This window comes from Rhizobium sp. P1_C7 (assembly GCF_056406295.1).
The window spans coordinates 61414-79273 of sequence record NZ_JBFUAL010000015.1 but is presented as its reverse complement, the minus strand read 5'-3'; the positions used below and the strand labels follow the sequence as shown (position 1 = coordinate 79273).

Genomic DNA, 17860 nt, shown 5'->3' with positions numbered 1-17860 from the left:
TGCGGGCTGCGTGAGAAGACAACCGAGCTCTATCACGCAGATCCTTGCTCAGGCAGCAGCGTCCCAAACTGGTGCAAGACCGTTCGGGCTGACGATACGGCCGTCCGGCCTTGCAAGAGCGTGCACCGCCGCCATCTCCTGATCGGTGAGCGCAAAATCGAAAATCGCGATGTTTTCCGCAGCACGGGCCTCGCCCACCGTCTTTGACAGGGCGAGGATCCCATCCTGTTGGACCAGCCAGCGCAATACGACCTGGGCAACCGATCTGTTGTGCGAAGCCGCAATGTCCTTGAGAAGCGGATCGGAGAAGACCTTTCCGTCAGCCATGCCGAAATAGCCGGTCACAGCCATACCGGCCTTCTTCGCGGAGTTGATGACGCGTGTTTGGTCGAGGTAGGGGTGATACTCGATCTGGTTGGTGACGAGGGGTGACCCGGTGAGCGCGATTGATTCGGCCATCAGCGCGGTGTTGAAATTGGACACGCCAATGTGGCGAACCTTGCCTGCATCCTTCACGGCATTGAGCGCTCCGATCTGGTCGGCGAGAGGAACGGCATCATTCGGCCAATGCAACAAAAGCAGATCAACATAGTCCGTCTTCAACTTCTCCAGGCTCTCTTCGACCGACTTGACGAAGGCCGCGGGCCTGTAGTTTTCGACCCAGACCTTGGTGGTCAGGAAGATGTCGCTGCGCGCAACAGCTGATATCTTGATGGCATCGCCGACCTCTGCTTCATTGCCATAGATCTGTGCGGTGTCGATGTGGCGAAATCCGATCTTCAGCGCGTGCGGCAGGATCCTGACGACGTCCGGGCCGGGCATACGAAAGGTGCCGAAGCCAAGTGCCGGAATGGATGCTCCGTTGGCGTTTTGTTCATGCATTCAGTTTCTCCTTGTTGTTCCGCAGCCAGAACGCGGTGGATGATTGGTTGTTCGGGATAGATGCTGTGCACTGGTGGCAGCGCACAGCCACAGTGGGAACTCAGGCGGCCTTGAGTTCCGGCGTCGCGTTCCTGTCGAGTGAGCCGCTCCAGATCGTCAGGAGAAGAGCGCCGGCGACCAGAATGGCACCGATCAATGGTGTCCCGGTCAGGCCGACCGGGGATGCGACAACCAGACCGCCGAGCCAGGCTCCAATTGCGATCCCGAAGTTGAACGCGGCAATGTTGAGCGCCGAGGCCACGTCGACCGCGCCGGGGCGGTATTGCTTGGCAAGTTTGACGACATAGAGCTGCAGACCCGGCACATTGGCAAACTGCAGGAAGCCGAGTGCCGCGAGCGTGGCAACCGCGAGGACCGGGGAGACCGACGTGAAGGAGAAGACAACAAGCACGATCGCCTGAAGCGCAAACAGGATGATCAGCGCTCGGACGGGATCGTGGTTGGCAATCCTGCCGCCGGCGATGTTGCCGAGCGCGATTGCGATGCCGTAGACGACGAGTATCAGGCTGACGCTCCCCTCGGAGAAGCCGGTCACCTGTTGCAGGATGGGCGAGAGGTAGGTGAACGCAACGAACGTGCCGCCGTAGCCGAGCGCTGTCATTGCAAAGACAATCAGAAGGCGCGCGGAGCCGAGAACCCGGACCTGATCGAGAAGCCTTGCAGGCTCTGCCCTGCTGAGATTGCAAGGCAGCAGCGTGGCGATGCCGACAAAGGCTGCGACGCCCAAGGCGGTGACTGCCCAGAAGGTCATCCGCCAACCGAACGTCTGTCCGATCAGCGTGCCGATCGGTACGCCGGTGACGATCGCTACGGTCAAGCCCATGAACATCATCGCGATCGCTGACGCACGGCGATCCTCCGGCACCAGATCGGCAGCGATGGTGGAACCCACTGAGAAGAAGACGCCGTGCGCAAAGGCTGCAAGGATACGGGCGACAAGCAGGATCTGATAGTTGGGCGACAGGGCTGCGATCATGTTCCCCGCGATGAAGAGCGCCATGAGACCGAGCAGGAGCGGCTTTCGCTCCACCCGGCTGGTCAATGCCGTCAGGACAGGTGCACCGAAGGTGACGCCAAGTGCGTAGACGCTGACGATCAATCCGGCGAGTGGAAGGGTAATGTGCAGATCTGACGCGACGGTCGGCAAAAGACCGACAATCACAAATTCGGTGGTTCCGATCGCATAGGCTGCGACCGTCAGTGCAAAGAGAGCAATTGGCATACCGTGAATCCGATAATCGAGGCAGTTGCGGGTCGGACCGGTATATGCGGGGCTTTCACTATCGCGATAAGACGATATATCATCCAAATACTTATGAAATGAATTCACAGGAGTGATCGTGGACAATCGGGCAGGTGAGATGGAAGTCTTTACACAGGCCGCAAGATTGCAGAGCTTTTCAGCGGCGGGACGACTGCTCCGTCTATCGCCTTCCGCGGTCAGCAAGCTCGTCACCAGGCTCGAGGAACGGCTTGGAACCCGGCTGGTCGTCCGCACGACCCGCCAGCTGCGGTTGACACCGGAAGGCGAAGTTTATTTCGCGCGCGCAAAGCGCATTCTCGAAGACATTCACGAGGCTGAACAGGTCGTGTCGGCCGGGGGAGTGGTCGTGCCCCGGGGTCGGCTGCGGGTCAGTGTCTCCGTGGCGTTCGGGGTGCGCTACGTGGTTCCTATCATTCAGGATTTTCTCGACAATTTTCCGGAGGTTCAGCTGGAGCTCTCCTTGACCGACGGGCTCATCGACATTGTCGGCGAAGGCGCAGACGTCGCAATCCGGTCCGGCGATCTCAGGGATACATCAATGAAAGCACGAAAGCTCCTGGAGAGCCGGCGGGTCATCGTGGCGTCGCCGGCCTATCTCGCTTCAGCTGGCAGACCGTCCAGTCCAGACGAACTGGACCGGCACAATTGTCTTACCTTCAGCTTCAGACCGACCTGGGAGGAATGGCCGTTTCGAGATCCTGCTACGGGAAACGGCTTCCTGAGGATTGTTCATGGGAATTTCGAAAGCAACAACGGCCCTACTGTTCGATCACTTTGCCTTCAAGGAGCGGGCCTCGCCCGCGTGGGCCGTTTTCACGTTCAGCCCGACATAGATGCCGGAACGCTTGTTCCCGTGCTCGAGGAATTCAACCCCGAGGATATTGAACGGATCCATGCGGTCTACCCCGGACATGAGCATCTGGCGACGAGAATACGCGCGTTTATCGACTTCCTTGTCGAGCGCATCCGATAGCCTCAAAGTCCGGGAAACGGCCGCGGTGGAGTTCGGCTGGTGGTCCGAAGGGCTGATGAACCGAGCCGCACCCCTTTCAGTTTCGTGGCAAGGAAATCCACGCAAAGCCTTACTTTTGCTGCCGTCAGCCTGTTATGGGGGAACACGGCGTGGATCGGCGCCGCCGGAAGCTCCACATCCGGGAGCACGACCTCGAGCGTTCCGCCCTCAAGATCATCATGGATGTCCCAGATCGACTTCAGGATAAGTCCTGCCCCGTCCCTTGCCCAGCGGTGTGCCAACTCGCCATTGTTCGTGCTCAGTCCACCCTTGACATTGATGCTGCGTCCGTCCGCAAACGTCCAATGGTCGTTCGGCGGATTTCCAAACGCAATAACGTCATGCTGCAGCAAGTTCTCGATCGTCTTCGGACGGCCGCGCCGCGCGAGGTAGGAAGGGGCAGCGCAAATCACCCGGCGGTTCGGCGCAAGCTGCCTTGCAATGAGACTGGAATCGGCAAGCGCCCCGAAGCGGATTGCAAGATCATAGCCGCTCTCGATGATGTTCGTGACAGCGTCCTGCGCATCGAGATGAACGTGCAGGCCCGGGTGCGTTGCTTGAAACTCTTGAAGAAGGGGCGCCAGCCATCGGCATCCGAAGGCGAAAGTCGACGTCACCTTGAGAAGACCGAGGACGGAATCGCGCCCCTTCGTTGCCTCGGTCTCGGCGTCGTCGACCTCGGCGAGGATGCGCACGCATCTGTCATAAAAGCGCGAGCCTTCCTCGGTAAGGATCAGCGAGCGCGTGGTTCGGTTGATCAGGCGAACGCCCAGCCGCTCCTCGAGCCTTGCGAGCTTCCTGCTCACGACAGTCAGTGACAATCTCAAGTCGCGCGCGGCACCCGAAAGGCTGCCTGCTTCGACCACCCGAACGAATACCAGCATGTCGAGGAAATTATCGCTCATATTATTGCTGATATGGCAATAGACCATAGTGAGCAATGGGTATTCTTGCGGTGCGATCGTCTGGCTATGCTTAATCCATATCAACCGAAATGAACGGAGAAAATGATGACATCCCTCGACAACAAGCGTGTTCTGGTCGTTGGTGGCAGTTCGGGCATCGGCCTGGCAGTGGCGCATCAAGCGGTCTTGGCCGGCGCGAAGGTGACAATCGCATCTCGCTCTGCGGCCAGGCTCGATGCCGCCGCGAACGATCTCGGAGGCGTCGTTAAGACGACGGTGTTGAATACCGCCGACGAAGGTGGCGTGGAGACGTTCTTTGCGACACACGACGCTTGGGATCATGTCGTGATATCGGCGGCGCAGACACCAAGCGGTCCGGTCCGCGTGCTATCGCTCGACGACGCCAGACTGGCGATGGAGAGCAAATTCTGGGGCGCCTATAGAATTGCTCGTTCCGCGCGGTTTTCAGAACGCGGATCGCTCACGCTCATCTCCGGCTTTTTAAGCGAGCGCCCGTCTGCGACATCCGTCCTGCAGGGGGCGATCAACGCCGCACTCGAGGCACTGGGCAGAGGACTGGCCCTCGAACTGTCCCCTGTCAGGGTCAACACGGTCTCGCCGGGACTGATTGATACGCCGCTCTGGTCTCGGATGGATGGCGATGCGCGCAAAGAGATGTTTGCCCGCGTGGCCGACCGGCTTCCGGCAAAGACGATCGGACAGCCCTCAGACATCGCCAACGCCGTGTTTTTCGCCATGACGACGCCGTTTGCAACAGGGTCGACGATCCGGGTGGATGGTGGCGGTGTGATTGGCTGAAACCATGGAGATCGACCACGTCACACTTCGAACGGCAGACCTTGAGGGAACGCGTCGCTTTCTCGAAGAATTGCTGGAACTCACCGCAGGCTACAGACCGAAATTTTCGTTCCCCGGATATTGGCTCTATCGCGGGGATGACGCGATCGTGCACCTGATCCCCGGCGGGGGCCAAGCCGTTGGCGCCGATGCCGAGACGATCGATCATGTCGGATTTCGGATGGATGACTACGACGGCTTGCGCTCCAGGCTTGATCGCAGCGCCATTGCCTATTCGACGATGGATCTGCCGGACCTTGGCGAGCGGCGCCTGTTTGTACGCACGCCGGGCAAGATCCTGCTGGAGCTCGTCTTCCGCATCGATCGGCAAGCGGCACGATGACATCGCCGTCGCGGACCGGCCTCCATTCTCCCGTTCTGCGCCTCATGACAAGAAATATGCTGTCCCTGATGCCCTTTGCTGATATTTCTTGGTGCTGGATATCTGGGAGGTGTCATGAACCGCAACATCATTCTAGTCGACCCTTTGCCCCGGACGCTTGAGCTCATCATGACGCCTGACGTGCGTGCGCGCCTGGAAGATCTCGGCGAGGTGATCGTTTCGCAGGATCGCCAGATGCCGGACGCGCAGGTTGAAGCGCTGCTTCCCGATATTGTTCTGATCTTCGGGCAGACGGATATGCCGAAGGAACGCCTGGACAGGGCACCGAACCTCAAGGCGATCATCAACGTCGAATCGAACTTTATGCCGAATATCGATTATCAGGCCTGCGTCGAGCGGGGCATCTGGGTGATCACGCCGGCATCTGCATTCGCGTCGCCCGTCGCAGAAGCGGCGCTTGGCATGGCACTTGATCTTGCGCGAGGCATCACCACAGCCGACCGCGACTTTCGCGCTGGAACCGAAGAGTACGGGCTTGCCGGAAATCGAGAGGTCTTTCGGTTTTCTGGCGCGCCTGTCGGCATTGTCGGTTTCGGCGATCTCGGCAAGCAGCTGCGCGAGCTCATACGGCCGTTCAGGAATACGGTCCGGGTCTTCGATCCCTGGCTTCCAAAGGAAATCATCGAGCGGCTCGACTGCATCCAAGGCGACCTTGACGAGATCATGCGCGAAAGTCGCGTCGTCTTTGTCTTCGCCAGCGTCACGAGCGAAAACGAAGGCTTCATTGGCCGTCGGGAATTTGCGCTGATGCAGAAAGGCGCGGCGTTCCTGCTGATGAGCCGCGCCGCTGTTGTGGACTTCCCGGCAATGCTGGACGCTGTCATCTCCGGCCATATCAAGGCGGCAACCGACGTCTTCCCTGACGAACCGGTGCCCGCAGACGATCCCATCCGTTCGATTCCCGGCCTGCTTCTCTCCGCGCACCGCACTGGCGGCACGCGCGATGCATTCTACGACATCGGCGCGATGGCCGTCGCCGACGCAGAACTGATCATGAAGGGTTTGCCGCCGCAGCTTTGCCGACGCGCCGACCCCGCCACTGCGAGCAGGTTGAGGTCAAAGCCTGTTTCGGTGTCGTAGGGGCAGTCGCAGCTTAAGGAGCGATCTGCAAACGCACGTGCTGGCGAACGGCCGTGGTTTTTCTGTCCGCACGCCGACGATGCGACAGCCGCTTTTCCTGGAGACACTCCCAAACGAAAAAGCCTGCCGCGGGAGGAGGTGCGGCAGGCTTTCGAAATAGATGAACAGCAGCTGGGAGGAGGAGTGCTGCTGTTCGCGCATGCGCCCGTTAGGAGAAGGCGCTTGCAACGCGAAGCTATGCGGGAGGAGGTGCATCGCTTCGGTAAATATGTGTATACCCTATTTTAGCTCAAACGGTAGGCAGATTTCCGCACGGCAGCCATGCGCTATGCGCTTGCCGTGCAGCAGCCGGCCAGAGCGCAGAACTCGGATATCGCCAAAATCAACCGGCGCCTGATCACGTAACGTTGCCAGGCCACAGCGGGGGACAGAAATCCTTGTATCCCAGCACGGGCTCATCGCATCTTGGATCGAACTCGTCGACCGGCTTTGTTCGGTGACATTGGGGATCGGTCCTGAACGCATAACCCGATATGTGGATATACCGCTCGGAAGCTGAAGCTGTGTCCAGCGCGGCAAATAACAGCAGTATTGCGATGGCTGTCCGCATTGCCTTGCCCTCCAAGTTATATTTTATATTTTACTAAAATACATTGCAACGTGGGTTTCCTACGTCATTTTGTTGAGGCTGCCATGCATGTCGCAGCGCTCGTCGAAAGCCCGTTCGCCTAGCGGTGGATCGCCCAATCAAGGCGCTTGTGTTGCCGAGGGCCCCACCCACCCCTTCTTCAAGGCAATATTCACGCTCATTGGCCGATTGGGTGTTGGAATTCCTGAGAGGTCCAACCCACGCTGATGGACGGCACGCCGCCTCACCGCACCTGCCCACAATGACGACGCTGCACTGCAGCAACGAATGTGGCTTGCGTTGTTTACAAAAATGCTTATCACTAAACATATTGCTAAACATGATGATTGAGGAGTTCATGTCGGCATTCTCTGAAATCGGGTGAATTTGCGCCGCCGGCGGGGAGCCGGCCTTTGGTTCTGGGAGGAACTTATGCAGAAAACATCGAAAGCCCTTGTTGGGCTCGCATCGGCATTTGTACTGTCGTCGGCATTGCCCACTCTCGCGAAAGCCGACCAATTGACGCTCTGCTGGGCCGCGTGGGATCCGGCCAATGCGCTTGTCGAGCTGTCGAAGGATTTCACCGCAAAGACGGGAACGGACATGAAGTTCGAGTTCGTGCCCTGGACAAGCTATGCGGACCGCTTCCTCAATGAACTGAACTCCCATGGAAAGCTCTGCGACCTGATCATCGGCGACAGCCAGTGGATCGGCGGATCGGCGGAGAACGGCCACTACGTCAAGCTCAACGATTTCTTCGACAAGGAAGGCATCAAGATGGATGACTTCGTGCCGGCGACGGTCGTGGGTTATTCCGAATGGCCGAAGAATTCACCAAACTATTGGGCGCTTCCCGCCATGGGCGACGTCGTCGGCTGGACCTATCGCAAGGATTGGTTCGAGAAGCCGGAACTGAAGAAGGCGTTCAAGGAGAAATACGGCTGGGAACTCGCTGCACCCAAGACCTATGACCAGTTGAAAGAAATTGCCGAATTCTTCCAGAAGCGCGAGATCGACGGCAAGACCGTCTACGGCGCTTCGATCTACACCGAGCGCGGCTCCGAAGGCATCACCATGGGCGTTACCAACGTCCTCTACGATTGGGGCTTCCAGTACGAAAATCCGAAGAAGCCCTACGAGATGGAAGGCTTCGTCAACTCCGCCGATGCGGTCAAGGGCCTCGAATTCTACAAGGCCCTCTATGATTGCTGCACGCCGCCCGGCAGCTCCAATGTCTACATGGTCGAGTCCGCCGACGCATTCAAATCCGGCCAGGTCGCCATGCAGATGAACTTCGCCTTCACCTGGCCCGGCCTCTACAAGGACGAGAAGGTCGGTGGCGACCGGATTGGCTTCTTCCCCAATCCTGCCGAAAAGGCACACTTCGCTCAGCTTGGCGGGCAAGGCATCTCGGTCGTCTCCTATTCCGACAAGAAGGATGCGGCGCTGCAATACATCAAGTGGTTCGCCCAGCCTGACGTGCAGGCCAAGTGGTGGAAACTCGGCGGCTATTCATGCCTGAAGTCCGTCGTCAACGCGCCCGACTTCGCCGCCAGCCAGCCTTACGCCCCGGCCTTCCTGGAATCGATGGCGATCGTCAAGGACTTCTGGGCCGAGCCAAGCTACGCCACCCTTCTCCAGGACATGCAAAAACGCGTCCATAACTATGTCGTGGCCGGCAATGGCACTGCCAAGGAAGCGCTCGACGGACTGGTCAAGGATTGGACCGAGGTCTTCAAGGACGACGGCAAGATCTAGTGTCCGGCTGGACACGCGATATCCTAGTCAGAATGGCGGCCCGGATCGGCAACAAGGCCGGGCCGCCAGGTGTCTCACATACCCAAAGACCAGGTGACATCTTGAATATCTCCCATTCCTCCATCGTCGAGAAGGCAGCGGACGCGACAGCAAGGGCAACGCCGGTGTCGGTCGCCCGCCGCGTCCGCGGTCTCTCCGACAGGGCGATCGCCTGGCTGTTTATCGCACCCGCCATCATCCTCCTGCTCGCGATCAACATCTTCCCGCTCGTCTGGGCGGTCTATCTTTCCTTCACGAACTATCGTGCCAACCGGCCGAATGCGCCCGTCCAAGGCGTCGGCTTCAGCAATTACGAGCGCGTTCTGACCGATCCGGATATCTGGCAGGCGATGCAGACGACGGCACATTTCGTCTTCTGGACGATCGTGCTGCAGACGCTGATCGGCTTCGCGCTGGCATATCTGATCGACCGCAAGTTTCGCGGCCACGCCTTCTGGACCACCATTATCCTGATCCCGATGATGCTGTCTCCCGCAGTCGTCGGCAATTTCTGGCGGTTCCTCTATGAGCCTCAAATCGGTCTCTTTGCCTATGCGGTTTCGCTCGTCACCGGCATCCCGACCTCTGAAATCCAGATGCTCGGCAGCGTCTCGCTTGCGCCCTGGGCCATCATCATCGTCGATACCTGGATGTGGACGCCCTACGTGATGCTGATCTGCCTTGCCGGTCTTCGTTCGATACCTGACTACATCTACGAGGCAGCAGAGGTGGATCGCGCATCGGCATGGCGGCAGTTCTGGTCGATCACCGTACCGATGGCCCTGCCCTTCATCATGCTCGCAGTGCTTTTCCGCGGCATCGAGAATTTCAAGATGTTCGACATGGTGACCCTTTTGACAGGCGGCGGGCCAGGATCGGTCACCGAAGTGGCGTCGATCACCCTAAAGCGCACCGCCTTCGAAAGCTGGGCAACCGGCCGGGCTTCCGCCTTCGCAATTGTCCTCTTCGTCGCGGTGTTCGGCCTTGCCAACATCTACGTCAAGGCTCTCAACAAGGTGAAGCAACGATGAGCTCCGTTACATCAGCCCATTCGGTCGTCGCACCGAGCCTCGCCAGCAAGCGCATCGCCGGCACGATCGTGATCCTCTATGCGCTGATCACGCTGATCCCGCTTGTCTGGATCTTCTTGACCAGCATCAAGTCGCCGCCCGATTCCATCAGCTATCCTCCCAAGATCGTCTTCACGCCAACCCTCGAAGGCTATTGCAACCTTCTCACCACGAGAACGCGGCAGACGCCCGAATACATCGCTTCGCTGCCGGCTCCGACGGGAACCTGCGATGAGGTAACGCGCAAGCGCAACATGGTGATCGCCGGCCCATCGAACTTCCTGCCGCGCTTCGTCAATTCGCTGGTGATCGCATTCGGTTCCACCTTCCTCGCGGTCTTCCTGGGAACACTTGCCGCCTACGGTTTTTCTCGCTTCCGGATACCGCTCGCCGACGATCTGCTGTTCTTCATCCTGTCGACGCGCATGATGCCGCCGATCGCCGTCGCGATCCCGATCTATCTGATGTACCGCGAGCTTGGACTTTCGGACACGGCTCTCGGCATGATCCTGCTCTACACGGCGGTCAACGTGTCGCTCGCCGTCTGGCTGCTCAAGGGGTTCATCGACGAGATCCCGCGTGAATACGAGGAAGCCGCCATGATCGACGGCTACACGAGGCTGCAGGCCTTTCGCAAGGTCGTCCTGCCGCAAGCTACAACCGGTATCGCGGCAACCGCCATCTTCTGCCTGATCTTTGCCTGGAACGAATACGCTTTCGCAGCGCTCCTGACCTCGGGCGAGGCGCAGACGGCTCCGCCTTTCATTCCGACGATCATCGGCGAAGGCGGGCAGGACTGGCCGGCCGTGGCTGCCGGAACGACAATCTTCCTGATCCCGATCCTTGTCTTTACCATCCTCCTTCGCAAACAGCTCCTGCGCGGCATCACCTTCGGAGCGGTCCGCAAATGACCCACCAGATCGACACGCCACGCCCCGCCCAACCGAAACGGTCGTTCCTGCTGCGGCGCGGGCCGATGGAAACCATAGCCACGGTCCTGATCGCGGTCGGCTTCCTCATGCTGTTCCAGCCGTTCCTGCTGGTGCTCTACACCTATTCGCTGGTCACCCTTCTCGCGGGAACAGTGATGTTCATCATCGTCTCGAAGTTTCCGGAGTGAACCAATGGCGGACATCAGGATCGAAAATCTGCGCAAGCAGTTCGGAAGCTTCGTCGCGGTTCAGGACTCGAGCTTCATCATTCATGACGGCGAATTTCTTGCCTTGCTCGGGCCGTCGGGCTGCGGCAAGACGACGACCCTTCGCATGATCGCCGGGCTGGAACTGCCGACCAGCGGCAAGATCTACCTCGACGGCGAGGATGTCACCTTCAACAGGGCGAGCGCCCGCGACATCGCCTTCGTCTTCCAGCTCTTTGCACTCTATCCGCACATGAACGTGCGCAAGAATATCGGATTCCCCTTGCTGTCGCAGGGGATGCCGAAGGCCGAAATCCGCACCCGCGTGGAGGAAACCGCCCGACTGCTGCAGATCAGCCATATCCTCAACAAGTCCGTCTCCGGCCTTGCCGGTGGCGACCGCCAGCGCGTGGCGCTCGGCCGAGCCATCGTGCGTCGACCGAAGTGCTTTCTGATGGACGAGCCGCTCGGCACGCTCGATGCGGAGTTTCGCGAGGTCATGGTTCACGAGCTGCGCGAACTCCATAACCGCATCCACGCAACGACGGTCTATGTCACTCACGACCAGCACGAGGCAATGGCGATGGCCGACAAGATCGCGGTCATGAACCACGGCGTCATCGAACAGTTCGGGACGCCGCAGGAGATCTACAGCAAGCCGGCGACCATGTACGTCGCCGATTTCATCGGCTCGCCACCGATGAACTTCATGCGCTTCAACGCGGGCCTGCAAATGGGTGCGCGCTCCGTCTCGCTCCACGGCGTCGACATTGCCGTTCCCGAGGTCAGGCAGGACATGGCGGAAGGCGAGCTTGCGCTTGGGGTTCGGCCCGAGCATATCCGCTTTAGCGACGCCTCGCCGCTGCGCGGCGCCGTCTACGGCAGCGAGTATCTTGGAACGAACCAGGTGGTCGCTGTCGAAACCTCCAGCGGATTGATCAAGGCGCGTGTTCCGGCAAACCGCAACTTTCGCATCGGCGAGACGGTCGGGCTCGAATTCAACCATTCAAACCTCGCGCTTTTTGACTGCAAGTCGGGCCGAGCGGTCGCTTCAGCGCTGTATCAGGAGGCCCATCATGGCTGATGTCGTTCTCAAGGGCCTCAACAAGAGCTTCGGCGAAACGAAGGCCCTGAACAATCTCGATCTTTCGATCCGCGATGGCGAGTTCGTCGTGCTCTTGGGGCCGACAGGCGCCGGCAAGACGACGACGCTGCGGCTCATCGCCGGGCTTGAAAGGCCAGACAGCGGCCGCATCGAGATCGGCGGCCGCGACGTCGGCACTGAGGCCCCGGCGGAGCGGGATGTCGCCTTTGTCTTCCAGCAATATTCGCTTTATCCCCACATGACGGTCTATGAGAACCTCGCCTTTCCGCTGAGGGCGCCGGTGCGAAAACTCACCAAGGACGAGATCGACCACCGCGTTCGCGACGTTGCACGCATGGTCCGGATCGACCACAAGCTGGAGAACCGTTCGACGCGTCTGTCCGGCGGGGAGATGCAGCGCGTCGCGATCGGCCGCGCACTGGTGCGCCAGCCCGCAATTTATCTCATGGACGAGCCGCTTTCCTCGCTCGACGCCAAGCTGCGCGCGGAGCTTCGCCTGGAACTGAAGCGGATCCAGAAGGAATTGGGCTCGACATTGCTTTACGTGACCCACGACCAGGTGGAGGCCATGACCATGGCCGACCGTATCGGCATCGTCGCTGAAGGCCGGCTGATGCAGGTCGGAACGCCGCGCGAGATCTACGGCAACCCCGCCAACCTCCATGTTGCCGCCCGTCTCGGCCAGCCGCATATCAACCTTCTGCCGGCTGATCTGCTTCCGGGCGGCCACCCTCCGTCCGGTACCAGAACCGTCGGCGCCCGGACGGAGCATCTCGATATCGTCGTCGGGAAGGATGCGAATGCCGAGATCGACTGGATCGAACATCTCGGCGATCAGAACCATCTGCACATCCGGGTCCGTGATCACAAGCTCGTCACACTTGCGGACCCTTATCTCGCGATCAAACGAGGCGACAGGATCAACCTGACGCTACGCGATCCACTCTATTTCGGCGCCAGCGGAGAGCGTCTCTCCTAGACGTCAAACGAACCGATCATGGCATGCAAGACAAACAGGCGGGTATCGACCAATGAAGCACTTTTTCAACCGCAGGGAAAACATCGTCACCGAGGCCTTGGATGGTCTGCTCCTGACGACCGGCAAGGGCCGTCTTGCCCGCCTGGATTCGTTTCCCGATATCAAGGTGATCCTGCGCGCGGACTGGGACAAGTCGAAGGTGGCGATCATTTCCGGTGGTGGAGCAGGACATGAACCTTCGCACGCCGGATTCGTCGGCAAGGGCATGCTGACGGCGGCGGTCTCGGGCGAGATATTCGCCTCGCCGAGCGTCGACGCGGTGTTGACGGCAATCCGCGCGGTCACCGGCCCCAAGGGGGCATTGTTGATTGTCAAAAACTATACCGGCGATCGCCTGAATTTCGGTCTGGCTGCCGAAAAAGCGCGCGCCGAGGGTTTCAACGTCGAGATGGTGATCGTCGCCGACGACATTGCCATACCTGACATAAATCAGCCGCGCGGCGTCGCCGGCACCCTGTTCGTGCACAAGATCGCCGGCTATCATGCAGAGGCCGGAGAAGCCCTGGCGACGGTGGCGGCTCACGCCGGCGCGGCAGCCAAGGATATCGTGTCTCTCGGCATGTCTCTCTCGACTTGCAGCCTGCCCGGCCAGGCACACGAGGATCGTCTGGGGGAAAACGAAGGCGAGCTCGGGCTTGGCATCCACGGGGAGCCAGGGGCCGAGCGGATCGCACTGCAGCCGGTCACTGATATTGTCGCCACCATGATCAAGCGGCTTCAGGCGACGCTGCAGGAAGGCGCCGACCACGCGCTTCTCATCAACAACCTCGGAGCGGTGCCACCGCTGGAGATGACCGTGATCGCCAATGCGGTCCTGTCCTCCCCGATCGCCAGGCGGGTCAGGTTGATTGTCGGTCCGGCGCCGATGATGACCGCACTGAATATGAACGGCTTCTCCCTCTCGCTGATCCGGCTGGACGCCGATCGCGAGGCAGCATTGACGGCCGCGGTCGCACCGCATGCCTGGGTGCCTGTGGTCGAACGCCACGAGGTCACCGTCGTCGCCGTTGCGGCAACGGCCGCCAAACCGCACCCAACAGGTGCGGCGAGCGAGCATGAACAGAGCCGGCGTCTGATCACCGCACTTTGCAACCATCTGATATCGCTCGAGGACGAACTCAACCGCCTCGACGGCCGTGTTGGCGACGGCGATACGGGCTCCACTGTCGCAGCCGGCGCCCGCAGTATCCTTGTCCGAATCGACACGCTGCCGCTCAACCAGCCGGCCGCGACCCTTGCGTCGCTTGGCGATATCCTGGGCACCAGCATGGGTGGCTCAAGTGGCGTGCTGATGTCGATCTTCTTTACCGCAGCCGCAAAGGCAATGGCAGACAAGCCGGATATCGCTGCTGCCCTCCTTGCCGGGCTCGAGCGAATGACGTTCTATGGAGGAGCGGTCGTGGGTGACAGGACGATGGTGGACGCGCTTGCCCCGGCGCTGAAGGCACTGGCCTCCGGCAATGTCGCGACCGCAGCAAAGGCTGCGGCCGCAGGTGCAGAAGCGACGAAGTCAATGCGCAAGGCCAAAGCAGGGCGCGCGTCCTATGTCGGTGAAAGCGATCTCGCCGGCGTGCCGGATCCCGGAGCCGTCGCGGTCGCAGGAGCGTTCGAAGTTGCGGCAAGCCTCGCCTAGAATGCGAGGCGGTCCTCTGCGAGGATCAGAAGGCGGGAGGAACAGAGGTGCGGATGGAGCCTGTGCTTGTTTCGGGACTGATCGAAGTTTGCCGTGCTGCAATCGCGGCAAACAGCGAGCGGCTCTGCGCGCTGGATCGTGCAATCGGGGACGGCGACCATGGCACCAACATGCAGCGTGGCTGCGATGCGGTCAGTGCCGAGGGCGCAAAGCTGTCGACACTGCCTTTTCCGGATGCGGTGGAAGAGATCGGTTTGACACTGGTGATGAACATAGGCGGCGCGGCCGGACCGCTTTACGGCACCTTGCTGATGGAACTCGGACGTGAGCTTCGCAGGCGCGAGGAGACAGCGGAGTTTTCTCTCATGCTGAAACAGGCAATTGACGCGGTGGCAAGGCGCGGCCGTTCTCAGGCAGGCGACAAGACACTGCTGGATGTTCTTTATCCGATCCATGCCGCACTGACGGCGCAATCGCCGCTCGCCGAAATCGCGATCAGGGCGGAACGGTCTGCCAGCCAGACTGCTGCAATGAAAGCGATGCGCGGCCGGGCCTCCTATCTCGGCGACCGTTCGATCGGGCATGTGGATCCAGGCGCATCGAGCTGCGCGCTGCTGGCCACGGCAATCTGTCATTATCTGGAGGAGCACTATCCGCAATGAGTGGAAAGACCGCAAATGTGGGGATCGTGATCGTCTCTCATTCGCCCCTTGTCGCACGAGGCATTGCTGACATGGTGCGGCAGATGGTCGGAGATTGCGTACCACTCTCGTGGTCAGGCGGCAACGTTCACGGCGAGCTCGGCACGGACGCCGCGGGCATCCTTCGTGCAATCGAGGCTGCCTGGTCAGATGCCGGCGTTGCGGTCTTCGTCGATCTCGGCGGCGCAGAAACCAACAGCGAAATGGCCATCGAGATGCTCGGCGCACCGCGTGCTGCCCTGGTCTCGATCTGCAACGCGCCGCTGGTCGAGGGTGCCGTGATCGCGGCAGCCGAAGCATCAGGCGGCGCGTCGCTCGCAAAAGTCGTGGCGACCGCCGAGGAACTATCCCCTTGACGAGCAGCGGGTTGGGCAAGGCAAAACGAGAGGAAGATCCAGTGCATGCACGCTGCCAGACGGAAGTGGAAGTCAAGCACGGCGTGGGACTGCATGCCCGTCCCTCCGTCACGTTCACACGGCTTGCCAAGTCCTTCCCCTGCTCCATCGAAGTCGCCGTCAACGGCAGCGACGTCTGGCTGAATGGTAAGAGCATCATCAAGATCATGGGCGCCAAAATCCGCAAGGGGTCGATCCTCAAGATACGGGCCGACGGAATTCTTGCCGAGGAGGCAGTCCGGGTCTTGAGAGAACTCATCGAGCGCAATTTCGATGAGGAGAGGAAAAATGGCCGGACCGTTTAGGGTGAAGGCAAGAAGCGCATCTCCGGGCGTCGCGACCGGCCCGGTTCACCTGGCGGAACCGCCGGACCTTTCGGCTGCGTCTCACCTCCAGACCGCCTGGCAATATGATAGCCTCGCAGCCGCAATCGAAACCGCAATCGGCGAACTTGAGCTCCTGACGCAGGGAGCCGACAGCGAGAGCCGGGATATCATCGATTTTCAGATTGAAGTGCTTCACGATCCGACGATTGCCGAGGCGACGACGGCTCGCATGGCGGCAGGCGAGAACGTCGCCTTTGCTTGGGTCAACACACTCGATGGGTACATCAGGGAGCTGGAGTCTTCTGAAGAAGAACAGATGCGCGCCCGCGCCGTCGATATTTTGGACATCAAGAACCGTGTCCTTGGCGCACTGACCGGGACGGCAGTCGACGATTTTCCTGCCGGGTCGGTGTTCGTGGCAAGAGATATGGAGCCGAGCCGCTTTCTTGCGCATGACTGGTCGGCAGGCGGCGGCATTGCGCTGTTCAATGGCAGCACCGTCGGCCATGTCGCCTTGCTCGCCAGGTCGAGATCAATTCCGATGGTGGTCAGTGCCGGCCTGTTCACGGCAACGGGCGGGCACCCGATCCAGGTGGACGGCGATCGCGGCGAGATTGTGCTGCAGGACGGCCGGTCATCGATCCCAGCCGTGCCCTCTCGCGCAACTGCCAGCCGCGACAGCGCAACGGCGTCCGACGACGGCAATGCGCTGACTGCAGACGGCATGCCGATACGACTGTTCCTCAATCTCAATGATCCGGCCGAGATCGCTTCCGTTGATCCGGCAACGGTTGCCGGTGTGGGGTTGATGCGCTCGGAGTTCGCGGTGATTTCGGTCGCGGATGCCGCAAACGAGGAGAAGCAGCTCGCGATCTATCGACGCGTGCTGGAATGGGCCGCCGACAGGCCCGTGACGATCCGCATGTTTGATATCGGCGGCGACAAACCGCTTTCGGGTCTTGATGATCATCAATCCATGTCCGCAATGGGACCGCGCGGCATACGGTTGCTCCTTGCCCGGCCCGAGATTGCACGTGTCCAGGCGCGTGCGCTGCTTCGGGCAGCTGTGTCAGGAACGCTCGCCGTCATGCTGCCAATGGTGACCTTTCCATCGGAGGTCGAACAGATGCGCCAGATATTCCTTGACCAGGCAAGTCAACTCGATCGCCGTGGCATACCCTATCGAATGCCTTCCATTGGAATGATGGTAGAGGTGCCTGCCGCCGCCCTGATGCTGGACAGGTTTTCGGCGGCAGATTTCTTTTCATTCGGTACAAACGATCTCGCACAGTATCTGATCGCTTCCGCCCGGGAGGGATCAGGCTTCGAGGCACAGTATGAGGCGGCAAAGCCGGCCGTGCTCCGTCTCGTGAAACAGGCCGTCGAACTCGCCGCCGGAAAACCGGTCAGTATCTGTGGAGACATGGCAAGCGATCCGGAATGCCTGCCTTCGCTCCTCGCCGCCGGTTTGCGGCATTTTTCCGTAGCGCCGGCCCGACTTCGCGCGATAAGATCGGCGATCGTCGGCCTGAACGCCGACGGGACAACGGCAGCCGGAGAATAG

At 60.3% G+C, this 17860-nt stretch carries 18 protein-coding genes; 15 read left to right on the top strand and 3 right to left on the bottom strand.

The features are described 5' to 3' along the window. Positions 1–48: 48 nt before the first annotated feature. Both AC1D2R_RS22060 and AC1D2R_RS22055 read right to left on the bottom strand, forming a co-directional pair. The gene (locus tag AC1D2R_RS22060) at positions 49–882 is read right to left on the bottom strand and encodes an aldo/keto reductase (protein WP_477970470.1); all 834 of its coding nucleotides are present in this window, start codon (positions 880–882) and stop codon (positions 49–51) included. Between the two features lie 100 nt (positions 883–982). After that, a complete protein-coding gene (locus tag AC1D2R_RS22055) occupies positions 983–2164 on the bottom strand; it encodes an MFS transporter (protein WP_477970468.1) in 1182 nt (393 codons plus the stop codon). 118 nt (positions 2165–2282) lie between these two features. On the opposite strand from AC1D2R_RS22055, the gene AC1D2R_RS22050 reads away from it, so the two are divergent. After that, positions 2283–3179 (top strand): LysR family transcriptional regulator, encoded by an 897-nt coding sequence (locus tag AC1D2R_RS22050; protein ID WP_477970466.1) that lies wholly within the window; start codon positions 2283–2285, stop codon positions 3177–3179. A 2-nt stretch (positions 3180–3181) separates the two neighbouring features. Here the strand turns inward: AC1D2R_RS22050 and AC1D2R_RS22045 are convergent, their stop codons facing one another. Then, positions 3182–4123, bottom strand: coding sequence for a LysR family transcriptional regulator (locus AC1D2R_RS22045; protein ID WP_477970464.1), 942 nt, complete (start codon positions 4121–4123; stop codon positions 3182–3184). Between the two features lie 105 nt (positions 4124–4228). On the opposite strand from AC1D2R_RS22045, the gene AC1D2R_RS22040 reads away from it, so the two are divergent. The 14 genes from AC1D2R_RS22040 (at position 4229) to AC1D2R_RS21975 (ending at position 17860) form a co-directional block, all read left to right on the top strand. Continuing rightward, positions 4229–4942 (top strand): SDR family oxidoreductase, encoded by a 714-nt coding sequence (locus AC1D2R_RS22040; RefSeq protein ID WP_477970462.1) that lies wholly within the window; start codon positions 4229–4231, stop codon positions 4940–4942. Continuing rightward, positions 4935–5324, top strand: coding sequence for a VOC family protein (locus AC1D2R_RS22035; RefSeq protein ID WP_477970460.1), 390 nt, complete (start codon positions 4935–4937; stop codon positions 5322–5324). The genes AC1D2R_RS22040 and AC1D2R_RS22035 overlap by 8 nt, the downstream gene beginning before the upstream one ends. Positions 5325–5438: 114 nt before the next feature. Beyond that, on the top strand, positions 5439–6464 hold the full coding sequence (locus tag AC1D2R_RS22030; protein ID WP_477970458.1) for a hydroxyacid dehydrogenase: 1026 nt from the start codon (positions 5439–5441) through the stop codon (positions 6462–6464). Between the two features lie 1060 nt (positions 6465–7524). Beyond that, positions 7525–8850: an ABC transporter substrate-binding protein gene (locus AC1D2R_RS22025; protein WP_477970456.1), complete on the top strand. Its 1326-nt coding sequence runs from the start codon at positions 7525–7527 to the stop codon at positions 8848–8850. Between the two features lie 101 nt (positions 8851–8951). Continuing rightward, positions 8952–9920: a carbohydrate ABC transporter permease gene (locus AC1D2R_RS22020; RefSeq protein WP_477970454.1), complete on the top strand. Its 969-nt coding sequence runs from the start codon at positions 8952–8954 to the stop codon at positions 9918–9920. Beyond that, complete coding sequence (locus tag AC1D2R_RS22015) at positions 9917–10870, top strand: carbohydrate ABC transporter permease (RefSeq protein ID WP_477970452.1); 954 nt, start codon at positions 9917–9919, stop codon at positions 10868–10870. Before AC1D2R_RS22020 ends, AC1D2R_RS22015 begins: the two co-directional genes overlap by 4 nt. Then, positions 10867–11079 carry a hypothetical protein gene (locus AC1D2R_RS22010; RefSeq protein ID WP_477970450.1) on the top strand — a complete coding sequence of 71 codons (213 nt, stop codon included), beginning with the start codon at positions 10867–10869 and terminating at the stop codon, positions 11077–11079. The genes AC1D2R_RS22015 and AC1D2R_RS22010 overlap by 4 nt, the downstream gene beginning before the upstream one ends. Positions 11080–11083: 4 nt before the next feature. After that, on the top strand, positions 11084–12181 hold the full coding sequence (locus AC1D2R_RS22005; protein WP_477970448.1) for an ABC transporter ATP-binding protein: 1098 nt from the start codon (positions 11084–11086) through the stop codon (positions 12179–12181). After that, positions 12174–13181 carry an ABC transporter ATP-binding protein gene (locus AC1D2R_RS22000; RefSeq protein WP_477970446.1) on the top strand — a complete coding sequence of 336 codons (1008 nt, stop codon included), beginning with the start codon at positions 12174–12176 and terminating at the stop codon, positions 13179–13181. The genes AC1D2R_RS22005 and AC1D2R_RS22000 overlap by 8 nt, the downstream gene beginning before the upstream one ends. A gap of 52 nt (positions 13182–13233) precedes the next feature. Then, complete coding sequence (locus tag AC1D2R_RS21995) at positions 13234–14874, top strand: dihydroxyacetone kinase subunit DhaK (protein WP_477970444.1); 1641 nt, start codon at positions 13234–13236, stop codon at positions 14872–14874. A gap of 53 nt (positions 14875–14927) precedes the next feature. Further along, positions 14928–15536 (top strand): dihydroxyacetone kinase subunit DhaL, encoded by a 609-nt coding sequence (gene dhaL / locus AC1D2R_RS21990; protein ID WP_477970605.1) that lies wholly within the window; start codon positions 14928–14930, stop codon positions 15534–15536. After that, positions 15533–15931 carry a dihydroxyacetone kinase phosphoryl donor subunit DhaM gene (gene dhaM / locus AC1D2R_RS21985; protein WP_477970442.1) on the top strand — a complete coding sequence of 133 codons (399 nt, stop codon included), beginning with the start codon at positions 15533–15535 and terminating at the stop codon, positions 15929–15931. The genes dhaL and dhaM overlap by 4 nt, the downstream gene beginning before the upstream one ends. 41 nt (positions 15932–15972) lie before the next feature. Then, positions 15973–16275, top strand: a complete 303-nt coding sequence (locus AC1D2R_RS21980) for an HPr family phosphocarrier protein (RefSeq protein WP_477970440.1) — start codon at positions 15973–15975, stop codon at positions 16273–16275. Next, on the top strand, positions 16259–17860 hold the full coding sequence (locus tag AC1D2R_RS21975) for a putative PEP-binding protein (protein WP_477970438.1): 1602 nt from the start codon (positions 16259–16261) through the stop codon (positions 17858–17860). Before AC1D2R_RS21980 ends, AC1D2R_RS21975 begins: the two co-directional genes overlap by 17 nt.

What these genes read in the sequence shown, in the direction of transcription:
- AC1D2R_RS22060 (WP_477970470.1), bottom strand. Translation starts at nt 882, where the DNA reads ATGCATGAACAAAACGCCAACGGAGCATCCATTCCGGCACTTGGCTTC.
- AC1D2R_RS22055 (WP_477970468.1), bottom strand. Translation starts at nt 2,164, where the DNA reads ATGCCAATTGCTCTCTTTGCACTGACGGTCGCAGCCTATGCGATCGGA.
- AC1D2R_RS22045 (WP_477970464.1), bottom strand. Translation starts at nt 4,123, where the DNA reads ATGAGCGATAATTTCCTCGACATGCTGGTATTCGTTCGGGTGGTCGAA.
- AC1D2R_RS22040 (WP_477970462.1), top strand. Translation starts at nt 4,229, where the DNA reads ATGACATCCCTCGACAACAAGCGTGTTCTGGTCGTTGGTGGCAGTTCG.
- AC1D2R_RS22030 (WP_477970458.1), top strand. Translation starts at nt 5,439, where the DNA reads ATGAACCGCAACATCATTCTAGTCGACCCTTTGCCCCGGACGCTTGAG.
- AC1D2R_RS22025 (WP_477970456.1), top strand. Translation starts at nt 7,525, where the DNA reads ATGCAGAAAACATCGAAAGCCCTTGTTGGGCTCGCATCGGCATTTGTA.
- AC1D2R_RS22015 (WP_477970452.1), top strand. Translation starts at nt 9,917, where the DNA reads ATGAGCTCCGTTACATCAGCCCATTCGGTCGTCGCACCGAGCCTCGCC.
- AC1D2R_RS22010 (WP_477970450.1), top strand. Translation starts at nt 10,867, where the DNA reads ATGACCCACCAGATCGACACGCCACGCCCCGCCCAACCGAAACGGTCG.
- AC1D2R_RS22005 (WP_477970448.1), top strand. Translation starts at nt 11,084, where the DNA reads ATGGCGGACATCAGGATCGAAAATCTGCGCAAGCAGTTCGGAAGCTTC.
- AC1D2R_RS22000 (WP_477970446.1), top strand. Translation starts at nt 12,174, where the DNA reads ATGGCTGATGTCGTTCTCAAGGGCCTCAACAAGAGCTTCGGCGAAACG.
- AC1D2R_RS21995 (WP_477970444.1), top strand. Translation starts at nt 13,234, where the DNA reads ATGAAGCACTTTTTCAACCGCAGGGAAAACATCGTCACCGAGGCCTTG.
- dhaL (WP_477970605.1), top strand. Translation starts at nt 14,928, where the DNA reads ATGGAGCCTGTGCTTGTTTCGGGACTGATCGAAGTTTGCCGTGCTGCA.
- dhaM (WP_477970442.1), top strand. Translation starts at nt 15,533, where the DNA reads ATGAGTGGAAAGACCGCAAATGTGGGGATCGTGATCGTCTCTCATTCG.
- AC1D2R_RS21975 (WP_477970438.1), top strand. Translation starts at nt 16,259, where the DNA reads ATGGCCGGACCGTTTAGGGTGAAGGCAAGAAGCGCATCTCCGGGCGTC.